Source organism: Metabacillus mesotrionivorans (assembly GCF_052171315.1).
In the GTDB taxonomy this organism is placed as follows: Bacteria; Bacillota; Bacilli; order Bacillales; family Bacillaceae; genus Bacillus_P.
Genome location: NZ_JBQMFF010000007.1, coordinates 143,098 through 165,156, shown reverse-complemented (window position 1 = coordinate 165,156; position 22,059 = coordinate 143,098). Strand labels below are relative to the sequence as shown.

23 protein-coding genes are annotated in these 22,059 nt (G+C 37.9%); 19 read left to right on the top strand and 4 right to left on the bottom strand.

The genetic code is table 11. From position 1 onward, the window contains the following. Positions 1-254: 254 nt before the first annotated feature. Positions 255-620, top strand: a complete 366-nt coding sequence (locus ACTSEZ_RS17345; RefSeq protein ID WP_369735580.1) for a lipoprotein — start codon at positions 255-257, stop codon at positions 618-620. A gap of 718 nt (positions 621-1,338) precedes the next feature. Here the strand turns inward: ACTSEZ_RS17345 and spoIIP are convergent. Next, complete coding sequence (spoIIP, locus tag ACTSEZ_RS17340) at positions 1,339-2,499, bottom strand: stage II sporulation protein P (RefSeq protein ID WP_369735579.1); 1,161 nt, start codon at positions 2,497-2,499, stop codon at positions 1,339-1,341. Positions 2,500-2,691: 192 nt separating this feature from the next. Here spoIIP and ACTSEZ_RS17335 point away from each other — a divergent pair, with 192 nt between their 5' ends. The 5 genes from ACTSEZ_RS17335 to ACTSEZ_RS17315 all read left to right on the top strand — a co-directional run bounded on the left by ACTSEZ_RS17335 (position 2,692) and on the right by ACTSEZ_RS17315 (position 5,885). Further along, the gene (locus tag ACTSEZ_RS17335; protein ID WP_369735577.1) at positions 2,692-3,048 is read left to right on the top strand and encodes a hypothetical protein; all 357 of its coding nucleotides are present in this window, start codon (positions 2,692-2,694) and stop codon (positions 3,046-3,048) included. Positions 3,049-3,543: 495 nt separating this feature from the next. Beyond that, the gene (locus tag ACTSEZ_RS17330) at positions 3,544-4,074 is read left to right on the top strand and encodes a DUF4367 domain-containing protein (protein ID WP_369735575.1); all 531 of its coding nucleotides are present in this window, start codon (positions 3,544-3,546) and stop codon (positions 4,072-4,074) included. 286 nt (positions 4,075-4,360) lie between these two features. Continuing rightward, positions 4,361-4,618, top strand: a complete 258-nt coding sequence (locus ACTSEZ_RS17325; protein WP_369735574.1) for a hypothetical protein — start codon at positions 4,361-4,363, stop codon at positions 4,616-4,618. Positions 4,619-4,770: 152 nt separating this feature from the next. Then, on the top strand, positions 4,771-5,472 hold the full coding sequence (locus ACTSEZ_RS17320; protein WP_369735572.1) for a cytochrome c biogenesis CcdA family protein: 702 nt from the start codon (positions 4,771-4,773) through the stop codon (positions 5,470-5,472). Between the two features lie 119 nt (positions 5,473-5,591). Continuing rightward, a complete protein-coding gene (locus tag ACTSEZ_RS17315; RefSeq protein ID WP_369735588.1) occupies positions 5,592-5,885 on the top strand; it encodes a hypothetical protein in 294 nt (97 codons plus the stop codon). A gap of 173 nt (positions 5,886-6,058) precedes the next feature. Here the strand turns inward: ACTSEZ_RS17315 and ACTSEZ_RS17310 are convergent, their stop codons facing one another. After that, positions 6,059-6,244, bottom strand: a complete 186-nt coding sequence (locus tag ACTSEZ_RS17310; protein ID WP_369735570.1) for a hypothetical protein — start codon at positions 6,242-6,244, stop codon at positions 6,059-6,061. A 270-nt stretch (positions 6,245-6,514) separates the two neighbouring features. On the opposite strand from ACTSEZ_RS17310, the gene ACTSEZ_RS17305 reads away from it, so the two are divergent. From ACTSEZ_RS17305 to ACTSEZ_RS17265, 9 genes are all read left to right on the top strand, one after another. Continuing rightward, on the top strand, positions 6,515-6,943 hold the full coding sequence (locus ACTSEZ_RS17305) for a hypothetical protein (protein ID WP_369735569.1): 429 nt from the start codon (positions 6,515-6,517) through the stop codon (positions 6,941-6,943). Positions 6,944-7,078: 135 nt separating this feature from the next. Then, positions 7,079-7,771 (top strand): VanZ family protein, encoded by a 693-nt coding sequence (locus tag ACTSEZ_RS17300; protein ID WP_369735567.1) that lies wholly within the window; start codon positions 7,079-7,081, stop codon positions 7,769-7,771. Between the two features lie 325 nt (positions 7,772-8,096). Continuing rightward, on the top strand, positions 8,097-8,696 hold the full coding sequence (locus ACTSEZ_RS17295) for a hypothetical protein (protein ID WP_369735565.1): 600 nt from the start codon (positions 8,097-8,099) through the stop codon (positions 8,694-8,696). A 764-nt stretch (positions 8,697-9,460) separates the two neighbouring features. Then, positions 9,461-10,738, top strand: coding sequence for an IS110 family RNA-guided transposase (locus ACTSEZ_RS17290; RefSeq protein WP_369735564.1), 1,278 nt, complete (start codon positions 9,461-9,463; stop codon positions 10,736-10,738). Between the two features lie 384 nt (positions 10,739-11,122). Continuing rightward, the gene (locus tag ACTSEZ_RS17285) at positions 11,123-11,398 is read left to right on the top strand and encodes a hypothetical protein (RefSeq protein WP_369735562.1); all 276 of its coding nucleotides are present in this window, start codon (positions 11,123-11,125) and stop codon (positions 11,396-11,398) included. A 616-nt stretch (positions 11,399-12,014) separates the two neighbouring features. Beyond that, positions 12,015-12,467: an NUDIX hydrolase gene (locus ACTSEZ_RS17280; RefSeq protein ID WP_369735560.1), complete on the top strand. Its 453-nt coding sequence runs from the start codon at positions 12,015-12,017 to the stop codon at positions 12,465-12,467. Between the two features lie 368 nt (positions 12,468-12,835). After that, positions 12,836-13,306 (top strand): hypothetical protein, encoded by a 471-nt coding sequence (locus tag ACTSEZ_RS17275; RefSeq protein ID WP_369735558.1) that lies wholly within the window; start codon positions 12,836-12,838, stop codon positions 13,304-13,306. Between the two features lie 124 nt (positions 13,307-13,430). After that, positions 13,431-14,009 (top strand): DUF4352 domain-containing protein, encoded by a 579-nt coding sequence (locus ACTSEZ_RS17270; RefSeq protein ID WP_369735556.1) that lies wholly within the window; start codon positions 13,431-13,433, stop codon positions 14,007-14,009. Between the two features lie 475 nt (positions 14,010-14,484). Further along, complete coding sequence (locus ACTSEZ_RS17265) at positions 14,485-14,706, top strand: hypothetical protein (RefSeq protein WP_369735554.1); 222 nt, start codon at positions 14,485-14,487, stop codon at positions 14,704-14,706. A gap of 34 nt (positions 14,707-14,740) precedes the next feature. Here ACTSEZ_RS17265 and ACTSEZ_RS17260 read toward each other — a convergent pair whose 3' ends face one another. Both ACTSEZ_RS17260 and ACTSEZ_RS17255 read right to left on the bottom strand, forming a co-directional pair. Beyond that, positions 14,741-15,427 carry a response regulator gene (locus tag ACTSEZ_RS17260; protein ID WP_369735553.1) on the bottom strand — a complete coding sequence of 229 codons (687 nt, stop codon included), beginning with the start codon at positions 15,425-15,427 and terminating at the stop codon, positions 14,741-14,743. Then, the gene (locus ACTSEZ_RS17255; protein ID WP_369735551.1) at positions 15,428-17,005 is read right to left on the bottom strand and encodes an ATP-binding protein; all 1,578 of its coding nucleotides are present in this window, start codon (positions 17,003-17,005) and stop codon (positions 15,428-15,430) included. Between the two features lie 103 nt (positions 17,006-17,108). Here ACTSEZ_RS17255 and ACTSEZ_RS17250 point away from each other — a divergent pair, with 103 nt between their 5' ends. The 4 genes from ACTSEZ_RS17250 (at position 17,109) to ACTSEZ_RS17235 (ending at position 22,039) form a co-directional block, all read left to right on the top strand. Next, complete coding sequence (locus ACTSEZ_RS17250) at positions 17,109-18,140, top strand: DctP family TRAP transporter solute-binding subunit (protein ID WP_369735549.1); 1,032 nt, start codon at positions 17,109-17,111, stop codon at positions 18,138-18,140. Positions 18,141-18,945: 805 nt separating this feature from the next. Next, positions 18,946-20,208 (top strand): dicarboxylate/amino acid:cation symporter, encoded by a 1,263-nt coding sequence (locus ACTSEZ_RS17245; protein WP_369735548.1) that lies wholly within the window; start codon positions 18,946-18,948, stop codon positions 20,206-20,208. Between the two features lie 200 nt (positions 20,209-20,408). Continuing rightward, complete coding sequence (locus ACTSEZ_RS17240; RefSeq protein WP_369735546.1) at positions 20,409-21,029, top strand: DUF47 domain-containing protein; 621 nt, start codon at positions 20,409-20,411, stop codon at positions 21,027-21,029. Positions 21,030-21,040: 11 nt separating this feature from the next. Beyond that, on the top strand, positions 21,041-22,039 hold the full coding sequence (locus ACTSEZ_RS17235) for an inorganic phosphate transporter (RefSeq protein ID WP_282034972.1): 999 nt from the start codon (positions 21,041-21,043) through the stop codon (positions 22,037-22,039). The last annotated feature ends 20 nt before the right edge of the window (positions 22,040-22,059 follow it).

The window sequence follows — 22,059 nt, the reverse complement described above, 5'->3', positions numbered from 1 at the left end:
AATGTTAAAGGGAAATTGTGAGTTGAGTGAGCAATCTTAGGACAAGGACATATTGTAGTTATTCCATTAAAGGGGGCGATTGCCGCAAAGTGGATCACTTCTTCTTATTGAGGAATTGGGCAGGATTGTTGAATAAAGATTATCTAAGGAATATTGATATTCCTGAAACTTACAGTTGATTCATACGTTATATATTAAAAGAACAAGCTGTCTTTAAGCTATAGAAAGTCTGATTAAGGAAGGGACGAGTTAATGTGAAAAGATTTCTGCTTTTTATTCTATTGCTATTTGTTTTATCTGCCTGCCAGAGTGAGCCTCCCAAAACAAAATTTATAGGAGAAACAGAAAATTGGAAGGCAATTGCGGAAGTTAAAACTGAAGAAAAAAAGAATAAGTTCATTCTTCAATACAAAGGAAATGAAATAAATTCTATTGGAGAGTTCGAATTTAAACTTAGCAGTTCTAACGGGCAATGGGGGATGGGAGCAATTGAATTAAACTCTGACGGAACATTTAAGGAAGAAAATAAAAATGCAGATACTTTGTCAATATTTAAAGCGAGCGAAAAGAACGTAACAATAAAGTGGAAAGATAAAGAAGAAACATTCTCTTTAAATTAGTTCCTGTAGTATTCAACCATCGGTGGCTTTAATGGAATAACAGCTACCCAGTTGCATTTACGAAAGAAAAGACTCGTCATAAAATTATGACGAGTCTTTTCTCGTTAAGTTATGCTAATTGTATTGTTAATTAGGCTGCTATTCTGTGTTTTGCACTCCAAAACGGAACCCTTTAGAACGGGAACGAGACTTTTTAAATTAAGAATAAACAGCATTTGAATTTTATTAGTAACCTTACGAAGAACAAGTTTGTAAAACAAGAATGTTATGTAGAGAAGAAAGTAGCAACTCCAATAAATCCTAAGACAAGAAAGATTACAGACGCAGCGATAATGAGAAATTTTTTAGACTGTTTATCCATTTTGTACCACTCCTTCCTGCTTTAATATGTTAATCTTTTTATGACTTTATTGAATTGTAAATTATTGTATGATGAATTCTGCATTTTTAATTCATTTTCCTTTATGAATCATAAAAATGGTCCCATTGTATTACGATTTATTCCACAATCGGAGGCTTTAACGGAACACGGCTACCTATCTGAGGTTGCCGTGTTTTAGTATCTCACTTGTTGATCTCATCTTTATACAGATATCCAATTGAAAAAAGCAGCCCGGTGATCAAGGCAGACATTGATAAAATAGATATTCCAGTGCCAACTAACATAATCATAGTTGTTAAGAGCGTAAAAAGGAGCCATTTTAATGATACAGGCATACTATTTACCATCTCCAATCACCTCATTTGCTTTTTGTTCTTGCCAATAGTTATCGCCGAAAACCTCTGAGAATACATCAATACTCCTCTGTAATTCCTCCAGAGTATTATCTACTCCTCCCACTTCAAGGAGAATAGCCCTATTTGAAACTGTTTGATTGTAAACACCATTTCCAGTACTTTTAGGTTTAAGAAAAACTCCTCTGCTCAAACCAGGATATTTTGATTCTATGTCATTGTGAAGTTTTTCAGCGAATTGCTGATTTTGTTGGTAGTTCGGATTGCCCTTACCAATTACAAAAAAGAGCCTTGCATAGTTTTTCCCTTTAATTGTCTTAGTTGTTTTTGGTCTTCGTACTGAATCCCTATGGATATCAATGTAATATTCTAAGTTTTGATTACTAGCAGCACTTGCTTGAATGATTTCGCCAGAAAGGCCATAGGATTTAGTGTCGCTCCACTTTCTATCATTTAATTCCTCAGTCATATTGGTTTGATCGTGCGAAACACCGATGCCTTGTTGAATAAGGTTGTTACTTAAACGGGCACCAAGTGCTATTACATTTGCTCGTTTATCATTGCTTATTGCATCGTTAGGAACCTTTGCATTCTTTAACAGGGGTAAAAAAGATTCCCAGCTATGAGTTTGATAAACAAAAACTTTCTTGTCTTTGGGTGCCTTATTATCATTAGGTATAAAAATATCATTGCTGTTTTTTAAGTTCTCTTCTACAAGTTCTCTTTCTTTTAATAGTACTTCTAAAGGGGGGGATGATTCTTCAGGTAAGGTAGCCATAGTTGTTCCTTCACCAGCAATAGCAATCTCTGTATCATAAAGTGATAATCCCGGTAATTCTCTTCCTAGGTATGTTCTTGCATCTTCAGGAACAACATTAGTAAGTAATTGAAAAGTGATTTTTGAGATATTCCCTAACGAAAAAAGGTCATTTTCATTTTGGTCTGGTTGGTAAAAGTAATGATTTTCTGCTCGTAAGAAATGAGTGAATAAATCTTCTGAATTTATTCCTTCGAGTACTTTTTGGATGTGTTCAGATTGATATTTTATATTCAAGTTAACAATTATACTTATTAATAAAAACGTTGCAAATACGGTTACTAATGTACCCGAAATAAATAAAGTTGTGGGATTTTTTGGGCTCATAGGACAACCTCCTTCAATAATACCTATGGGAGATAATTACAAATTATTCGGATATTATTGAAGTCGTAGATTTTATTCTATATTTTATTATTAGATAGGTTTCTGAAACCCTTACTAAACAATCGGGGGCGATTGCTAAACAAAGTGTCGTCTCTTCTTATTGAATTAAAGGGTGCTGGAAGGAGTAGAACTATGAAAAAGATAATTTGTGGAAGTTTGATGTTATTAATTTTATCGATGTTATTAGCGTGCACGAATGAAAAAGACGATTTTGCTCGAATTCATCCTAATCTTTTACCTAGCGAAGGTCACAAGTATTCTTTACAAGCTGTTGGGAAAGAAATTACATTTGATTTACTACAGCAGAACAACATAACCAATGTTGGACCTATTACAAATACATCCTCATTTAAGTCATTGAATGAGCAATATCCTAAACTAGAGTTAAAAAAAGAACCTGCATTTATCGTATTTGATGAAAATGGTTTGGTTTTAAAAACATATGATTATGAAGAAATGATTGATTATTTACAGAATCCAAAAAAATGATTCTAATCTTCAGCAACCGGGGGCGTTAATCCAAGAAGGATTGACGCTTTTTTTGGCGAAATTTAGTGGAATAGCTTATTGAAGGAGCAATGAATAAATAATGAAAAAACAATTAGTCGCGACACTACTATTACTAGGTTGTTTAGTGTATTTGATTTTTGCCCTATTCCAAAGTGAACTATACCTTCCCCACTTCTCTATAAAGGCAGTGAACCCCATTAGTTTGGACTGGAATAGCATCAACATTGATACTAAGTTTCAAGATGGAGAGCCTGGATCAGTCTATCGTATTTGGTTAACGCCCATATACGGAATTGTATGTTTGTCTTTAGTATTAATTGCTTTATCATTTAGAAGGAAAAATACATAGTTATCAATCTTCCGCAATCGGGGGCGTTAGCAGTACAAAGTAGTACTGAATTCTCTCATCTTAAACATAATTTTAGCACTTTTGGGCACATTACTTACATTAATATCTAAGTAGGTGACCTATAAATGAAGAAAGTTTTTTGTATAATCATACCCAGTCTTTTGTTAGCATTTAATAGTTCTTCAAATGCTGCCGGTAATTCTCAACAAAATTTAGTAAGCGGAATAGAATACAACCACAACAGCATTACCATAGAAGACATTAAGCAACTAGTTGATTTCAAAGTCTTTTTTCCTGTGCAAATTCCAAGTGATTGGTCACTGGAAATCAAAACATATCCTTGGAATTCAAATAAAAATATTAATCATTTTAGACTACATTTTATGGATTCTAATGACAGGTATTTGATTTTGAGTATTGAAGAAAAGAAGGCTAACCCAATAAAAGAATTTTTCAACCCAAATTCAGAAAAAGTAACCATAAACAAGCATATAACTGGGTACTTTTTTGATTGGGATAACTCCGACACACTTAATCCGAAGAAGCTTGTTACAGGAGGGATACTTATTTTAGAAATGGAAGGAACTTTCTTGGAATTATACAGTACTTGCTTAAGTAAAGAAGAGATGATAAATACTGCTCGATCATTAAAATAAAATGGTCAGTAATTGATGGCGATTATCCTAGAAAGGATAATCGTTTCTTTTATTGAATTCTTTATGAAGTAAGCAAAGATTTAGAAGGCTGGACTTTGCAATGTAACGATGAATTAAATGGTATGGAGAAGTATACTTTTAAGCAATCGGGGGCGATTGCAGCAAAGCGGATCGCTTTTTTTTGAAGCAATGGGCAGCTTAATGGAATAACTGATTAGAATAAGTTTATGATTTTATAGGAAGTCAGCTTTGACTAAATATAATTCTCTTATGGTGGTGTAAAGGGTTGAGTACAATAATTCAAGCAATTATAGGTTCTGTAATTGTTCATTTGATATATTTTCTAATCACGTTTGTAATAGGATATATAAAGACTAAAAGATATGTCCCAGATATAGATAGTGCGAGGGAGAGTGTTAATGAACTTGCAAACGAAGTAGAGTTTGGAAGAACAGTCTCACCGGTATTAGTTTTGGGGTCTTTCGTGGGGGTATCGGTAATTTGTGGCTTAATAATTTTTGTATTGAAACAAGCTCTTATCTAACTGAACTAAAATGAACCACTCTGTTCGATTATAGGGGGCAATTGCTGCAAAGTGGATCGCCTTTTCTTATTGAGGAATTGTGCAGTTTATTTGAATAAGCGATTGTGTGTTTGTGATTAAAAGCAGATAGAAGAGATAGGAGAGACGAACTTGTGGATTTAAATATTTTTTTGGCATTTGGTGCAGGATTTTTATCATTTATATCTCCGTGTTGTTTACCTCTTTACCCTGCTTTTTTGTCGTATATTACAGGAATGTCTGTTGGGGAATTAAGAGACAATTCTATATTAAATCGAAGTGCAATGCTCCATACTTTCTTCTTCTTGCTTGGCTTTTCTATCATTTTTGTTGTTTTAGGATTATCAACATCAGTTATCGGTAATCTTTTTGCTCAATACAAAGATTTAATTCAAAAAATCGGAGCAATTTTAATAGTGTTTTTTGGTTTGATTATTGTTGGTATTTTACAACCCAAATTTTTAATGATGGATAGAAAAATCACATTCAAAAATCGTCCTTCAGGGTATTTAGGTTCCGCTTTAATTGGTATAGGATATGCTGCTGGTTGGACTCCTTGTGTTGGACCCATTTTAGGGGCTGTAATAGCTTTAGGTCTATATACAGGTCAGGGTTTAATTTATATGATTGCTTATACACTTGGTTTTTCAATACCATTTTTTATAATGTCGTTTTTCATTGGGAATTCTAAATGGATTAAAAAATACCATAGATATATAAACCGATTTGGTGGATACGCAATGATATTTATGGGATTGTTATTATACTTTGGTTGGATGAATAAAATAACAAATTATTTATCAAGTTATGTATTTAGAGGGTTTATAGGTTTCTAAGACTTCTTGCGTGAATGTTCAGTACAATTTTTAATTATAGGGGCGTTTGCTTAACAAAGGGTCTTTAATTTAGGGTTAAAGAATAAAAAAGGTAATAATAAAGAGAGTTGAGATTGAGTATGAGTCAATTATATGTGTCTTTGAATAAAGCAGGTTTGATGTTTAAGGGACAGACAGAACAGGGAGAGGCTGATTTTATTCATCTTGAAACTGACGAGAATGGAATAACACACTCAGTGGACGTGAATACATTTGAAACACTCTTTGGGGATGTGGAAGGTAATCCAAGTTATGAAGCATTGTCAGGATCTCATACTTTTAAATTAGAAAATACGCAATGCACTATGACAGCGGAGGAAATGGGTTATCAAAAGTATTTCGACAAATGGAAAGAGCAAGGATTGTTTAATTAACGGATATGTTAGTTAAAGTTTTAGGAATGAGGCCATATTGTAGTTATTCCGTTAAAGGGGGCGTTTGCAGCAGAGTATCCTTGCTCTTTTTTGGTTAAGCAGGATCTTGGAAGACGTTGATATATGGGGGATTTAGTGATTATTTCCCCCACAACTTTTAATCATTCAACAAATTATTTCTCTTCTAATTTCTTCTTAATAAAATCCCTTATATCTAAAAGTAAGTATATTAATCCTGCAAATACAAAACAAAAAATTATCCAGTTCATATTATCTGGCCCGATATATCCTTCCATTCCACCTAAAAGATAAAAAAAGATCCCAAATGATATATAAACTGCCCCTATTAATTGTCGCACTTATTTACCTCCAATCGTTTTTAAAGGTTATATTCAATAAAACACAATTCTAGACCTGCACAATACATAAACCTTATACTATAAAATCTAATGAAAAGACAGTATTTGTGTTCCACAACAATCGGGTGGTATTCTTCGATAAGGATATTCAACAATCGGGGGCGATTGCGGAACAAAGCATACGCTCTTTATTTATTAAGGATCCTCAAGTTTGTTACGGCTAGATAATAACTTCTTTTCTAATGTGAAATATTAGTAAAGAGGTGAATTATGAAGAAATCAGTGGTTTTTACTTTATTACTGCTACTTTTAAATCCAGCAGCTATTTCAGTAGGTGCTCAACCAAAAGAATGTCCAGAATTGGATAAGTTAGAGGATACATCAATTAAGGATAAGAACGATGTGGTTAATGCGTTAAAAAAACTCATTCCTGAGACTTATGAGGTAGGAATTTACCCTGATATCTATTCACAGTGGAAAGTCTTATCGGCACTTCCTTTTTTAAATGTGGGGGGAAATGAAGAGGAAGAGAATTATTACGGTATGGCTAAAAATTTTTGCGGTAAACGTATTGCTGATAAGTCTTGGCTAGTACGTTTAGAATTTCCACTCTCTGAAGGAGCAAGTTCAAGTCAAGGTCAAATTTTTCTAGCAAAAAGTAAAGAGCAAGGTTGGTTTGTTTGGTTTAGGTACCATTAAAAGATTACATAAATTACGCATTATTTTTATTCCATTAAAGGGGGCGATTGCAGCATAGGGATCACCACTTTTATTAAGAAAAAACTGGATAAATGAAGAACCCAATACTTTTTTAAGATCAAGAAGGAGTATTTAATGTCTTTTTTAAAATTAAATAAGTGGTTTAGTTTGGTAGTTGCTCTGATATATTTTCTTTATATTTATATTAGTTTTTTTAAAGGAGCAATGCATTTAGAGTATCTGGATTTAGTTGTGAACTTTTTAATGGTATTAATACTATGTGTATTGATGATTAGTAAGTCAACAGTAGAAAATGTTCTCCAATTGGTTATTTTATCGGGATTTATACTTTATCTTTTCGTGTTACATTCTTACGTATCTTTTGTTAACATTACGTACTATTTTACTCAAGAGTTTGTAGGTAATTCGTATATAAGTATGCAACAAATAAACTTAATACCTTTTAAGACTATTTTTAATGATTTATTTGGAACAGTAGCAGCGCCTGTAACAATAATTCAAACCGCAGGTAATTTCCTATTGTTACTACCATTATCGTTTGCTTTATTAGCATTGAAAATTGTAACCAGTAAATATAAAGTAGCTCAAACAATACTTGTTATAACTATTTTAATTGAGACATTTCAGCTTTTCTTAAATTTCACCGTTTCAGGTTATTTGTACTCAGGAGGAGGGGACCGTGCAATTGATATTGATGATATCCTATTAAATACTGTAGGAGGTTTAGTCGGAATTATGGTATTTATAATTTATAAAAAGGTTGTTTCAAAATATACCGTAGCTACAAATACTGCTAAATTCAATTAAATTTTTAATAGTCTTTGGAATATAATTTATCCCATTAAAGGGCGCTATTGCTGCAAAGTAATTTGCGTTAGTACTTCTGATGAACTAGTTGTAGGTGTTAATCCGAGGAGGGTTAAGGCCTTTTTTGTTGAATTCTTTGAATGTCATTAACAATTTCGGAACGAACCTAGATGGGCAGGAAGTTATCAAAATAAACGAGTAGAAAGTTACTTAATCATTAATCCCTTTCTAGTTGGTACCATATTGTTTTTTATAAGCTATTTTATTATTTATTATTTTCTTTACTAGCTTTTATTGAATTGAAGAATGAGGTGGGGGAACGTTATTGAAAAAAAGAACTTATGTATTCATTGCATTTTTAATTCTTCTCGCAATGATTATTACCGATAACTTAAGAATGGATAATGTTGCAGAGGAACTTCAAAATGAAAAGGACAAACTCTCAGAGCAGGTTTCTGTTTTTAAACAGGATAAAGCAATGCGTTTAAATCAGATTGAAGAGACAATGAATGAAAATGAACGATTGAAAAGCAATATTTCCGAACTCGAAAAAGAAATTGAAAGTATCAAATCACCAGTTTTGTACAAAGATTTCTTAGAAGCAGTACGTACAGTCGAAGTATATAAAGGTGAAGAATCATTCAGCAAGGCGATAGATTTTTTTGCATACTCAATGTACACAAACTTCGGCACAACTAAAGGAAATTGCCCTAGCAGTGTTTCATTTAGAAATCGAGCCATAGAATGGTGTCCAAATTCAGTGCTTGATCTTGAGGGGTTTAAAATTGAAGGAGATAGAATTTTCCTCACTTATAAAACAACGGAAATGATCGGATACGATTATCAATTTGCAATGATTAAGTCAAAAGGATTCAACGACGAGATTATAAGCTGGAGAATTGAATATATCAGACTTGTGAAATAATACGATAAGTATAATCTCAATGGTTTGTAATGTGCTCTTCAATTAAAGGGGGCGATTGCAGCAAAGTGGATCGCCTTTTCTTATTGAGGAATTGGGAGTTTAATGAAAGAGTGGGTTAAACTTTAGAGAAGATAGGGGAAACAAATTTTGTTGGTATTTTTACTTCATATTTTAATCAGTTTTATAGTGCTAGGCATAGCATTACTTCTAGCTCAGATAGCGGAATTTAATAGCAGTAAAATGAATAAAATTACTGCTAAAATTTCATTATTTGGTTTGTTATTGGTGGGTACAGGTATATACGTTGGATCTAAATCGTCTCTACATATGTACTTTTATGTAACATTAGTACTTCAATTAATATTACTGTGTATACTTACTCTCATTTACCACCGGTTTAAAAAAGTAGGTCACACAACGATTATAAATATTTGTTCAATATTCTTGGTCGCTATCAGTTATATAGTTTATATCTATTATATTGTCTCAAGTTTTATCCATTATTAGAAAATAGACGCGAATGCTGCATTGAATATGAATAATTGTTATTTCGCAATCGGGGGCAATTGTAGCAAAGTAGATCCCTTCTTCTTATTGAGGAATTGGTCAGGATTGTTCATTAAGCATTTGAGATAAATTTGAATCAGGAGCATTCCTGTTAGAAGGATTTTCAGGGACTTGAACAAAAAAAAGCCCTCTTGGTATGATACGGGGTGTCAAATCTGCACGAATTGACCCCTAACTTAGAACCAAGGAGGACTATCGTGAATTTTACTCAAAATCACAAAATAAATCAAGTTACTGAACAAACTCTCGTTGTTGGGATCGACATCGCGAAACGCAAGCATTATACCTGTTTCGTTGATGACAGAGGGAGGATGCTCAAGAAGTCTTTTCCCTTCTTACAGACAAATGAGGGGTTTGAAAGCTTTTATCAGCTAATTCTTCAGGCTTTAAGAGAATTTAATAAGACTGAGGTTATTGTGGGAATCGAGCCAACTGGCCATTATTGGCTTAACCTGGCTTACTTCCTAGATGAAAGAGGCATTCCTCTTGTTATGGCAAATCCGTTACATGTCAAGCGTTCAAAAGAGCTTGATGACAATCTTCCAACAAAACATGACGCAAAAGATGCCTTGGTCATTGCCCGTCTGTTAAAGGATGGCCGTTTCAGCTATCCTCGCATTCTTAAAGGCGTGGAGGCCGACCTGCGGGTGGGAGCCACCCTTCGTTCTAGTCTGGTTGAAGAACAAAGTGCGATTCAAAATCAGCTCATCCGTTGGTTGGACCGGTATTTTCCGGAGTTTGTCCGTGTTTTTCCGTCATTCGGAAAAATGGCGATCGCTGCGCTTGAGCATACGCCCTTTCCTCACGATTTGATAGGAAAGCAGCCAGATGAAGTCCTGGAACTTTACCGGAAGAGCGAAGGTTTAAAGTCGCCTCAACGACCAAAAGCCGTCAAGCTGATTGACATCGCCTCTTCCTCGATTGGCGTAACAGAAGGACAAAAGATGGCCCGTATGGAGATTGCCACATTGGTTCGACGTTATCGCCAGCTCGAAGAGGAGATTGAGTCGCTTACTCAAGAGCTCACAGAGCTTGTAAAAACGTCTGTGGAATACCAATTGCTTAAAACGGTACCTGGTCTGGGTGATGCCACGATCGTTGACTTGTTTTCTGAAATTGGAAGCTTCTCGCACTATCAAAATCCACGCCAATTAATCAAACTCGCGGGATTGACCTTACGAGAAAACTCTTCCGGTCAGCATAAAGGACAAAAGAGAATATCTAAGCGTGGAAGAAGGCGGCTGCGAGCTATCCTCTTCCAAGTCATGATGCCGATGATTCGCCATAATAAAGCGTTTAAGGCCATGCATGACTATTACACAAACCGAAAGAACAATCCATTGCGAAAGAAGCAATCTATAGTGGTATTGTGCGGAAAACTGTTGAAAATCTTATATGCGATGAGCACGAAGCATATGGCTTTTAATGCGGAGCGAATGATGAAGGACATCCCGAGACTCGAAGAGGCTTCCTAAGGCCACATACCCGTTAGACTGGACAGCAGGATGACACGGAGAAGCCGGCACTATCCTTACCATTCGACCACGAGTCCCTTTGGGAGCTTAGCCAGCCTCTGCCTTATGACTAGACCGAACGAAGGAATGTAGGCGCATAGATGCCAAGAGACATGGGAGGGTACGTCATCATAAGCTACGCAGAGATCCATTGTGCATCACATATCTCATAATCACTACGAACCATAAATATCCAGTAGTGACCGCGAAGCGTACCCACTGCCTGTCATAGAATCACATATTTTTAAAAATATGTTAGTAAAGGTGTCGAAAATTTTTTTTTGGACACCCCATCAACGGCTCAAACCGTTGATATATCAATATTTATAGAGGGAGGGATAAAAAATGAACGCAATTATTCGTTGGCTTGTTTTTACTTTTCTTGCTTTTATTACAATTTTAATGGTCATAAAAGGAATAGATCTATGGACTCTTAGAACAAATGTGGATGGCGATGGCATTGGAGTACACTTTTTAGGATTAGAAATAAATGACCGAGTACCAGAAGCGAAAATCCCTACATATGCAATTGGTTTCTTTGTTGCAAGTTTTATTACTTTATTGATTGCCTTTGCATTTGTTGGAAAAACTTTTTTGAAAAATAACACACCAGCACGTTAATTTTTGATAGATATTCAACTAAAGGGGGCTTTAATAGAAAAACAGCTTCCAGTTGCATTTACGAAATAAAAGACTCTCATAAAATTATGACGAGTCTTTTCTCGTTAAGTTATGATAATTGTATTGTTAATTAGGCTGCTATTCTGTGTTTTGCACTCCAAAACGGAACCCTTTAGAATGGGAACGAGACTTTTTAAATTAAGAATAAACAGCATTTGAATTTTATTAGTAACCTTACGAAGAACAAGTTTGCAAAACAAGAATGTTATGTAGAGAAGAAAGTAGCAACTCCAATAAATCCTAAGACAAGAAAGATTACAGACGCAGCGATAATGAGTAATTTTTTAGACTGTTTATTCAATTTGTTCCACTCCTTCCTGCTTTAATATGTTAATCTTTTTATGACTTTATCGAATTGTAAATTATTGTATGGTGAATTCTGCATTTTTAATTCATTTTCCTTTTTGAATCATAAAGATGGTCCTATTGTATTACGATTCATTCCACAATCGGGGGGATTGCAGTAAAGTGGATCGCCTTTTCTTATTTAGGATTTGGGTAGGTTAGTTTAAGAGAGGTCAATTTATTTTAAGGTTATTTTTGGGAGAGATAAGCAATGAGGGCACCTTATCAAGTTTTGGTATTTCCTTATATAATCACTGACAATTGTATCGAATATGCAATTTTTAAGAGAAGTGATTATGGGTATTGGCAGGGATTAGCAGGTGGAGGAGAAGAGGGGGAGACTCCTATTGAATCAGCTAAAAGAGAAGCATATGAAGAGGCTGGTGTTACAAGAGATTATGCATATATTGAATTAGATTCTATATCTTCACTACCAGTAGAAGATGTAGTTGGGAACTTCCTTTGGGGAGAAAACGTTTATGTCTTAAAAGAATTTTCATTTGGTGTTAAAGTTCCTACAAAAAATATTTCTTTATCAAAAGAGCACCTCAACTATAAATGGCTATGTTTTGAAGAGGCAGTGACGCTATTGAAATGGGATAGCAATAAAACGGCATTATGGGAATTGAACAAAAGGTTATTAAATCGTATTAACACCAAGTAAAAGTTTGTGAAAGAAAAGACTTAAGCTAACGGGGGACTTTTGGGGAAATTGTGTCGGTGAAAATCAAGAAGAGAAGTATTACGGTATGGCTAAAATTTTTGCGATAAGCGAATTGCAGATAAGTCTTGGGTGTTACGTTTAGAATTTCGATAAGTAAGGTCAAGGCTTAAGTACCACTGAAGAATTGCAGAAATTATACATTAGTATTTTTCCGTTATCGGGGGCGATTGCAGCAAAGTGGATCGCCTTTTCTTATTGAGGAATTTAGGCAGTTTAATTGAAGAAGGTATTCAGCAGCTGACAGTAATTTGATTGCAGAAAAAAATACTGCTGTAGGAAGTGAATTCGCATATTAGCAGGAGGTTCTTTTGAATAAACTTAAAATATTTTTCTGTTTGATAGCAATAAACCTTTTAACAAGTTGCAATTATACTCCAGAAAATAGTGATATCGTTCAGTATAAATCTTCTTTGAGTAATGGAGGAAAGTTGGAAGAATTCATTCAGAAAGTGCAAAATGGTAAGGAAGGGGAAGTCAGGATTGTCCGTAATTATGGAAAAAATTCATATAACAGAAATGAATTTGATGATGTCCCATACGAAAGGCCTGAGGGTATAATTATTTATGATTTAAAGTTTGTGTACGATAATCAAGCTGGCGAAGGATGGATTGAAGTTCATCCTAATCTCAGTCATTTCAAACAGTCAAAAAATAATCCCATTTCAATTATTAATGAATCTCAACAATGCGGCTACATAACAAAGGACAATGAGAGAGGTTACTATTTTCTAAGTGAATGCTTTCACGCTTGGGAATATGAGTTATTTCCGTTGCAATAGGAATGAATTTAACTTGAGATGTAAGAAAACTTTAACAGATTTAAGACTAAAGTTTTGATGAATTTAGAAGTAGAAACCAAGCTTCTTTATCAAAATAGGTGTTAAGAACAAGGGGGTTTATATGATGAAGAAACTTATCTATATAAAGGTGGGCACACTCGTATTATTAAGTGTCTTAACAGCCTGCGGCGAAGACAAAGTAGGAACAATAAAGCAAACAGTTCAGGTTAGAGATGCGGGTAATGGACAAAGCGAACAAGTTGATCTATCGGTCAACGAGCAGGAAAGGATGGAGAGATTAGAAAATGGAATGATGCTTTTCGGTGAAACTGTTAAAGGCGGTTACTACTCCACAACGGTGAATAGTGCAAAATTGAAAAGTATTGAAAAATCAACAACTAATCATAAATCTGTCGTTGTAAGTGTTACTATAAGAAATGTCCGTGATGATGGTAAGTTGGTAGATCCATCAGAACTAAGGTTTAATTTACGCGAAAAAATGGAGAACAATTCTTACGAAGGAAGAATTTTGTTGAAAGGTAATTCCACGCTCACTCAAATCCAACCAAGTGAATCCTTATCTCTTGATGTTTCCTTTGAAGTTCCAAATTACTCGGAAGAATATAGGTTTTACGTTATAAGTAAGATTGACCCTATCGAGCCATATTGGAAAATCCACAACTTAAAATCAAGCACTTATTAATTATGTACCATTATAAACTTTAACAAGTACAAGTTTAAACCTTATTCCGTTATCGGGGGCTTTAATGGAATAAGAAAGAGAACTCCAATTAATGCTGGGGTTCTTTTTTACTGTGCTGTAGTACTGGTAACTAAATGGCGTGTTAATGTCACACCAATTGTAAAACGTTGCTGTTCAATAAAGTCCTTTTTGGTGGCCAGCCTCTCAGTTTTGGAGGGAATTCCAAAAAAAGACCATAAGCACCACGAACAAAAAATTTCCGTTTCACTGTAAAAAAATGAAGCTTTTTTACATCTCCGTTCGTAAATATAATGATTAGACTCTTTGGATGGGGAATGGGAATTGTGACTCGTTTGTTTCCAGCGCTGACTTTTTTGTTATTAATAGTCTTCCCGACGGAATAGTGACTGCAGAATGGAAAAATCATAAAGAAAAATTGACCTTAACAAAAAGTAAATAGAGGATGTGCTTTTTAATGAGTGAGGAAAAAAAGAATACGTTTCTTAAAGAGTCACTAAAAGCTGTCAGTGAAGGTTCTGTTTTCAATTCTAAACTTAAAGAAGATCAAGGCATTGTAGATAAGCCTGTTTCAGCTCGTTCTGTCATGAACTATTTAACAGGGCGAAAAAAACTTTCAAAGGTGGAAATTGAAAGAATAAAGAAAGCTGCTAAATATAATAAAAACTTACCTATCTAATTTTTAATAAAGACGCAGGGAGCAACCTCCCCGCCTACATCTTCCCCAAAACCACATACTTATTAACAGGCCGTCCGACTCCGCCATACTGAATATCAAGAGAGAGGACGCCTTCTTTTTCCAGATGCTCCAGATACCGTCTTGCTGTCACTCTCGCGGTTCCGACATGTGCGGCGACATCTTCTGCAGATACAGGTTCACTTTGCCGGGATAGAAACCCGAGTATTTTTTGAAGGGTAACTTCATGAAGCCCTTTTGGAAGGTCCTGCGAAGCTTTCGGCTCATCCCGCTGAAAGCGGATCGAATCAAGCTCCTTCTGGGTCAGCTGCACTTTTTCATTGATCATCTTCCGGTACTGCAAATAACGGTCGAGCGCTTCTTTGAGCCGTTCAAACTTAAAGGGCTTCATCAGGTAGTCGGCAGCGCCGTGCTGAAGAACCTGACGGACTGTCTCCATATCACTTGCAGCCGTAATGGCAATAATGTCAGCTGCGTGACCTTCTTCCCGGATGGCTTTGATCGTGTCGAGCCCGTTCATCTTCGGCATGTACATATCAATCAGCACAAGGTCAGGAGCAAGCTCCCTGACAAGCTGGAGTCCTTCCGCTCCATTTGAGGCCATGCCAACCACTTTAAATCCTTTTATCCGGTTTAAAAATTCACGGTTCACTTCCTGAACCATTAAATCATCTTCAATCAGCAGAACGTTCACTTGATCCACTTACATCTCCTCCATCTGAAAAGTGACAGTAAAGCTTGTTCCCGCACCTTCTTCTGATTCTGCCTGAATGCTGCCGTTTGCCTGGTGAATAAGCTGCCGGACCATATAGAGTCCAATGCCGCGCTCATTTCCTCCTTTTGTTGAAAAGCCCTGATCAAAAATAAAAGGAAGATGCTGTTCACGAATTCCGCTTCCATTGTCCTCTACAATAAGGATCAACTGCCCTGAAACTTGTTCCAGGCTGATAAAGATGCGCGGCTTTGAACATTCTCCGTGATGAAAGGAGTCAAACGCATTTTCAATCAGGTTTCCGATAATAAGAACAAGATCGTGATGGTCGATTCGGGAAGGAAAATGTTCAAACCTGCTGCTTCGGTCAATTTCTACCGCAATGCCAAGTTCTTTTCCGCGGCGGATTTTGCTCAGCAACAGACCCGCGATGCTTTCATCTTTTATGTTCCTGTTCAGGAACTGAATCAGTTCGTCCTGTTCTTCAGTCGTTTGAAAAACAAACTGCAGCGCCTTTTCATAATTGCCGAGCTGGATTAAGCCTGCAATCGTATGAAGTTTATTGTTGTATTCATGATTCTGAACTCGTAAAGCGTTTACAAATGCCCGTACGCCTGTCAGTTCTTCTGCCATCTTTTTCACTTCTGTACGGTCCTGAAAAATGGCGACAGCGCCAATCGTTTCTCCATTTACTTTAATTGGCACGCGGTTGCTCAGAATGTTGAGGTTGTGAACCGTGAGTTCCTTGCTGTAGATGCCATGGTCAAGTTCAAGGATTTCGGGCAGGGCGGTGTCAGGTATGACATCACGGATGGATCTGCCTGTAACGTCACCTTCAATCAGCATCATGCTTCTTGCTTTTCTGTTAAAGATGGTGATGTTTTCATCCGTATCGATTGCAATGACGCCTTCGTGCATCGCGTTGAAGGTTTCCGTCCGTTCAACAAGCAGCCTCGCAATCTCATGAGGCTCAAGCTTAAACATCTGCCTTTTGATCTGCCTGGCAAGAATCCATGCTCCCCAGCCCCCAAAGATGAGAGATAGCCCCGACGTAATGGCGATTTCAAAGGCCAGATTTTCAAGAACTTCATTGAACGACGGCACTTTATAGCCCGCAAGGACGACGCCGATCTGTTCATGCGCATCATTCATAACAGGCACAAACGCCCTCATCACGGTTCCGATTTCGCCCTTTGCTTTTGACGTATAAGAATGCTCGGCGAAAGCGGGTCCTTCGTCCGCCCCTTCAGAAACGGTGCCGACCCTCTCGTGTACGGGATGCGTCAGTCTTATGCGGTCCATATTCATCACGACGATATAGTTGGCATTGTTGATGACTCTTAAGCGGTCGATCACTTCATTCAAACCGCCGGAATCCTGTTTAAGAGCTTCTTTTACTTCAGGAAGCTCGGCAATCGTCTGGGCCGTGACAAACGAACGGGCCTTCAGTTCCTCTTCCTTTCCGCTGATGTAATTTCCAATCAGCACGATGCCTGCGAGAAAAAGAGAAAACCCGAGGATAAAGAAAATCAGCCCTGTCATTTTCCATAGAATTGATATTCGTTTCATAGCGGCTCCTCATTTTCAGAACAGTAAAATATCTTTTATTTTAACATGAGGAAAAAACTCGTGATACAATGAATCTACTAAATGACTGAAATGGTGAAAAAAAATGAAATGGTTTATTAGTGCAAGTGTGCTTACTGTGCTGATTTTGATTGCCTTGTTTTCCCATGACTCCATGGAAGCACTGCAGGAAGATGACGAACAGAAGGGGCTGAGCGACCAGATTGTGATCAAGTTCAGTCACGTTGTGGCTGAAAATACGCCAAAAGGACTTGCAGCGGAAAAATTTGCAGAACTCATTGCCAAACGGACGGACGGGAAAATCAAGGTAGAGATTTTCCCAAATGAAATCATGTATTCAGACGAACAGGAGCTTGCCGCTTTGAAAAGGGGAGATGTTCAGATGATTGCGCCTTCCTACTCAAAAATGACCGAGGTTATCCCTGAGTGGCAGGTGCTTGATCTTCCTTTTCTTTTCAGGAGCGAAGAGCATGTAGAAGCGGTTTACACAGGAGAAATTGGGGAACGTCTCCTTAGCAGGCTCGAAGAGGAGAACATGAAAGGCCTTGCGCTATGGGGGAACGGCTTCAAACAGATGACAAGCAGCAGCGGGACACTGATTCAGCCGGAGGATTTTGCCGGACAGCGTTTCAGAATTATGCCGAGCGATACGATTGCAAAACAGTTTGAACTCCTCGGCGGAATCCCAAAGGCGGCCTCATTTAATGATGTGTACATCGCACTTGAAGGAAACGAATTTGACGGACAGGAAAACACAATCTCAAATATTTATTCCAAAGGCTTTTACCGCCTCCAGAAAAATATGACCCTTTCCAATCACGGGTACCTCGGGTATTCCGTTCTCATGAACAAAGAATTTTGGAACAGTCTCGATCCTGAGCTTCAGATTCAAATAGAAAAAGCCATGAAGGACACAACAAAATGGATGCTATCAGAATCAAAAGAAATGAATGAATCCCAGCTCCGGAGAATGAGGGAAAACTCAAAGCTAGGCATCCATGAACTCAGCCCGGATGAAAGAAAAGAATGGGAAAAAGTGTTCGAGCCGCTCTATCAATCTTATACTGAACGGTATGGAGATGAGTGGATAGAGGAGATACGGAAGGCTGGAAAATAGAGATGATGTGGACGTCCTAACAGGGGGCGTCTTTATTTTGCGTTTGAAAACTGGTTAATAGTTCCATAAAAGGGTTGTGGATGGATGGTTGATAGTTCTAAAGCACCTTAATAATGCCATCAAGGGGCTTGGATCGGAGTGTTGATGGTTCTAAACCGAATTAATAGTGCCATCAAAGGCTTGGGATTGGTAGTCTGATGGTTCTAAAGCAGCTTAATAGTGCCATCAAAGTGTTGGGGTTGGGAGCTTGATGGTTCTAAACCGAATTAATCGTGCCATCAAAGGTGGGGGATTGGTAGTTTGATGGTTCTAAACCGCGTTAAAAGTGCCATCAAAAGTGTGAGATGGCTAGCTTGATGGTCGCAATCCGGATTGAAGGGCAAACCCGGACTTTTCGGGTGATTTCTTTTCTGTTTGTCGGAGCTAAACGGCTGATTCCGCTTTTCGCATTGTCCAGCTCCAGGGCCCAACTCCTCGGCCAGAACAGATCCGGCGAAAAAAGCAAACCCGGCTTTTTCCGCCGGATCCTTTTCTGTCCTTCGGAGCTAACCGGGCCCTTCCGCTTTTCGTATTGTCCAGCTCCGCCTCCTAGTCCTTCCGTCAGAACAAAATCCCCGAAAAAGGCAAACCCGGCCTTTTCCGGTGATTTCTTTTCTGCCTGTCAGGCCTGAACAGTCGGCTCCGCTTTTCCGGTGACCACAAAGACCAAAACGAACTTTACGTTCTAAAGCTTTTGTTGTGGAAATGTTCAGTTATTATAAGGGTTATATTGTAAGCGCTAACAAAGATGAAGGGGTGGGTGCAGGTGAAGGTTAATTTCAGGAATTTGACGGTTCAGGTTGTGATTGGGATCATCTTGGGGATTACGGTCGGGTTTTTGTTTCCGGCTTTTGGGGTTGAGCTGAAGGTTCTGGCTGATGTGTTTATTAAGATGATCAAGATGGTGATTGCGCCGATTATTTTCTTTACAGTGGTCATCGGAATCGGCAGCATGGGGGATTTGAAGAAGGTTGGACGGATTGGCGGAAAGGCTCTGTTGTACTTTGAGATTGTAACAACTTTTGCGCTTGCGATTGGGATTATCGTCGTCGGAATTGTAAAGCCGGGTGAAGGTTTTAATACGGACGCGGTTGAAGGCGGGGATGTTTCCCAGTACACGGAGCAGGCGGAAGAGACGAGCCACGGTTTTGTGGACTTTGTTGTCGGCATTATTCCTGAGAATGTTGTTGGCGCCATGGCGGAAGGGGAGCTTCTTCCTATTTTATTCTTCGCGGTTCTGTTCGGGGTATCGATGGCAGCTGTGGGTGAAAAGGCCAAGCCTGTTGTGCAGCTTTTTGAGAGGCTGACAGACATTTTCTTCGGCGTTGTTAATATGATCATGAAGGTTTCGCCTTTTGCGGCTTTCGGAGCGATGGCATATACAATCGGCCAGTTTGGGATCGGCTCGCTTGTTGCTCTCGGAAAACTGATGGGATCTGTTTATATCACGATGTTCCTGTTTATTATCCTGGTGCTCGGAGCCATCGCAAAATATTACGGTTTCAGCATCTTTAAGTTTATCGCATTTATTAAGGAAGAAATTCTTCTTGTTCTCGGTACATCTTCATCAGAATCTGCACTTCCGAAAATGATGGAGAAGATGGAAAAGTACGGCTGTTCCAAATCAGTCGTCGGTCTTGTTATTCCTACAGGGTACTCATTCAATCTTGACGGAACTTCCATTTATCTTTCGATGGCAGCGATGTTCATTGCCCAGGCATATGGAATCGACTTGAGCATCTGGCAGCAGCTGACTCTTCTCGGTATCTTGATGCTAACATCAAAAGGAGCTGCAGGAGTAACAGGTTCAGGGTTTATTACACTCGCAGCAACACTCGCAGCTTTCCCGATGATTCCTGTTGAAGGAATGGCGCTGCTGCTTGGTGTCGACCGTTTTATGTCTGAAGCGCGTGCGATTACAAATCTGATTGGCAACGGTGTAGCGACAGTAGCTGTTTCTAAAATGGAGAATGAGTTCCATCCTCCAAAAGATCACTCTGATTCAGCTCCAATCTCTATTGCCAAGTAAAAAAAAGCGGACCTGTTCCGCTTTTTTTTTGCACATCAGAAAACCATACCATATGAATACTTTACCAATATTAATGCTTTGTAAAGAAATTGTTAAAATTAACGACAAAGTCTTTTCTGATTCGACATAAAGATATATACTTTCTAAGTTGTAAAAAATAGAGAGAAAACAACTAATACGGCTCCTTGGAGGAAAAAGAAATGGCTATCAAAAGAAGAAAAGATAAGTTTTCTGAAATGTTAAGTCAAATATCTGAGAACTTAAAAGAGACAGGTCAATACTTTTATGATTTCAAAATCAAAAACGGCAACGACCTGAAAGTGTTCTCGGACACAATCAAAGAATATGAATCAAAAGGCGATTCATATGTTCACACCATTATTATGGAGCTTAACAAAGCTTTTATTACACCAATTGAACGCGAAGATATTCTTCAGCTTGCAATGATCATGGACGATGTATTGGATGGCATCGAGCATTCAGCAGCTCTTTTCGAAATGTATTCTGTCACACAGCCTACAGAGTATATGGTTAAGTTTGTTGACACAATCAATGAGTGTACAATTGAAATTGCAAAAGCGATTGATCTGCTTTCAAATAAAAAGCTGATTGATATCCGCACACATGCGATTAAATTAAAAGAACTTGAATCAAACTGTGATAACTACCTGCGCACAGCTGTTAAAAACTTATTTGCAACAGAAAAAGATCCGATTAAAATTATTCAGCATAAAGAGATTTATGAAACTTTAGAAGAGATTGCTGATAGCTGCCAGGGTGTAGCCAACACACTTGAAACTATCATCATGAAAAACGCGTAAGAGGCGATTATATGGATACAATTCTGATTCTAACCATACTTATCGTTATTTTTGCCCTGGCGTTTGACTTTATTAACGGATTTCATGATACGGCAAATGCAATCGCAACGTCAGTTTCGACGAAAGCACTGAAGCCTAGACAGGCGATTATTCTGGCATCTGTCATGAACTTCGTCGGTGCGATGACTTTTACAGGTGTCGCGAAAACAATTACGAAAGACATCGTTGATCCATTTACGCTTCAAAATGGTTCGGTCGTTATTCTTGCAGCATTAATTGCGGCCATCACTTGGAACCTAATCACATGGTATTACGGAATTCCAAGCAGTTCGTCGCATGCGATTATCGGTTCAATTGCAGGTGCTGCTATTGCAGCAGCGGGTTTCAGCTCCCTGAACTATACCGGGTTCCTGAAAATCCTTCAGGCCCTGATCCTGTCTCCGATTCTTGCATTTGTCGTCGGTTATATCGTTTACAGCATTTTTAAAGTCGTTTTTAAAAACAACAACCTGACGAAAACAAACCGCAACTTCCGTGCAATCCAAGTGGCAACAGCAGCGTTGCAGTCCTATACGCACGGAACGAACGATGCCCAAAAGGCAATGGGTATTATCACTATGGCCCTTATTGCAGGAAATCTGCAGAGCACAACGGATATCCAGTGGTGGGTTCAATTCTCCTGTGCACTTGCCATGGGTCTTGGAACAAGCGTCGGCGGCTGGAAGATCATTAAAACCGTTGGCGGTAAAATCATGAAAATCCGCCCTGTTAACGGAGTTGCAGCTGACCTTACAGGTGCTGCCGTTATCTTTGGCGCTTCTATCATACATTTGCCTGTAAGTACAACACACGTTATCTCATCTTCCATTCTGGGTGTAGGGTCTGCACACAGACTGAAAGGCGTTAAATGGGGAACGGCTAAAACAATGGTGATTACATGGTTTATCACACTTCCGATTTCAGCTACACTTGCAGCAATTTCTTATTTCATACTGAATTTATTCTTTTAATAGATCGTACTCTCCGGTTT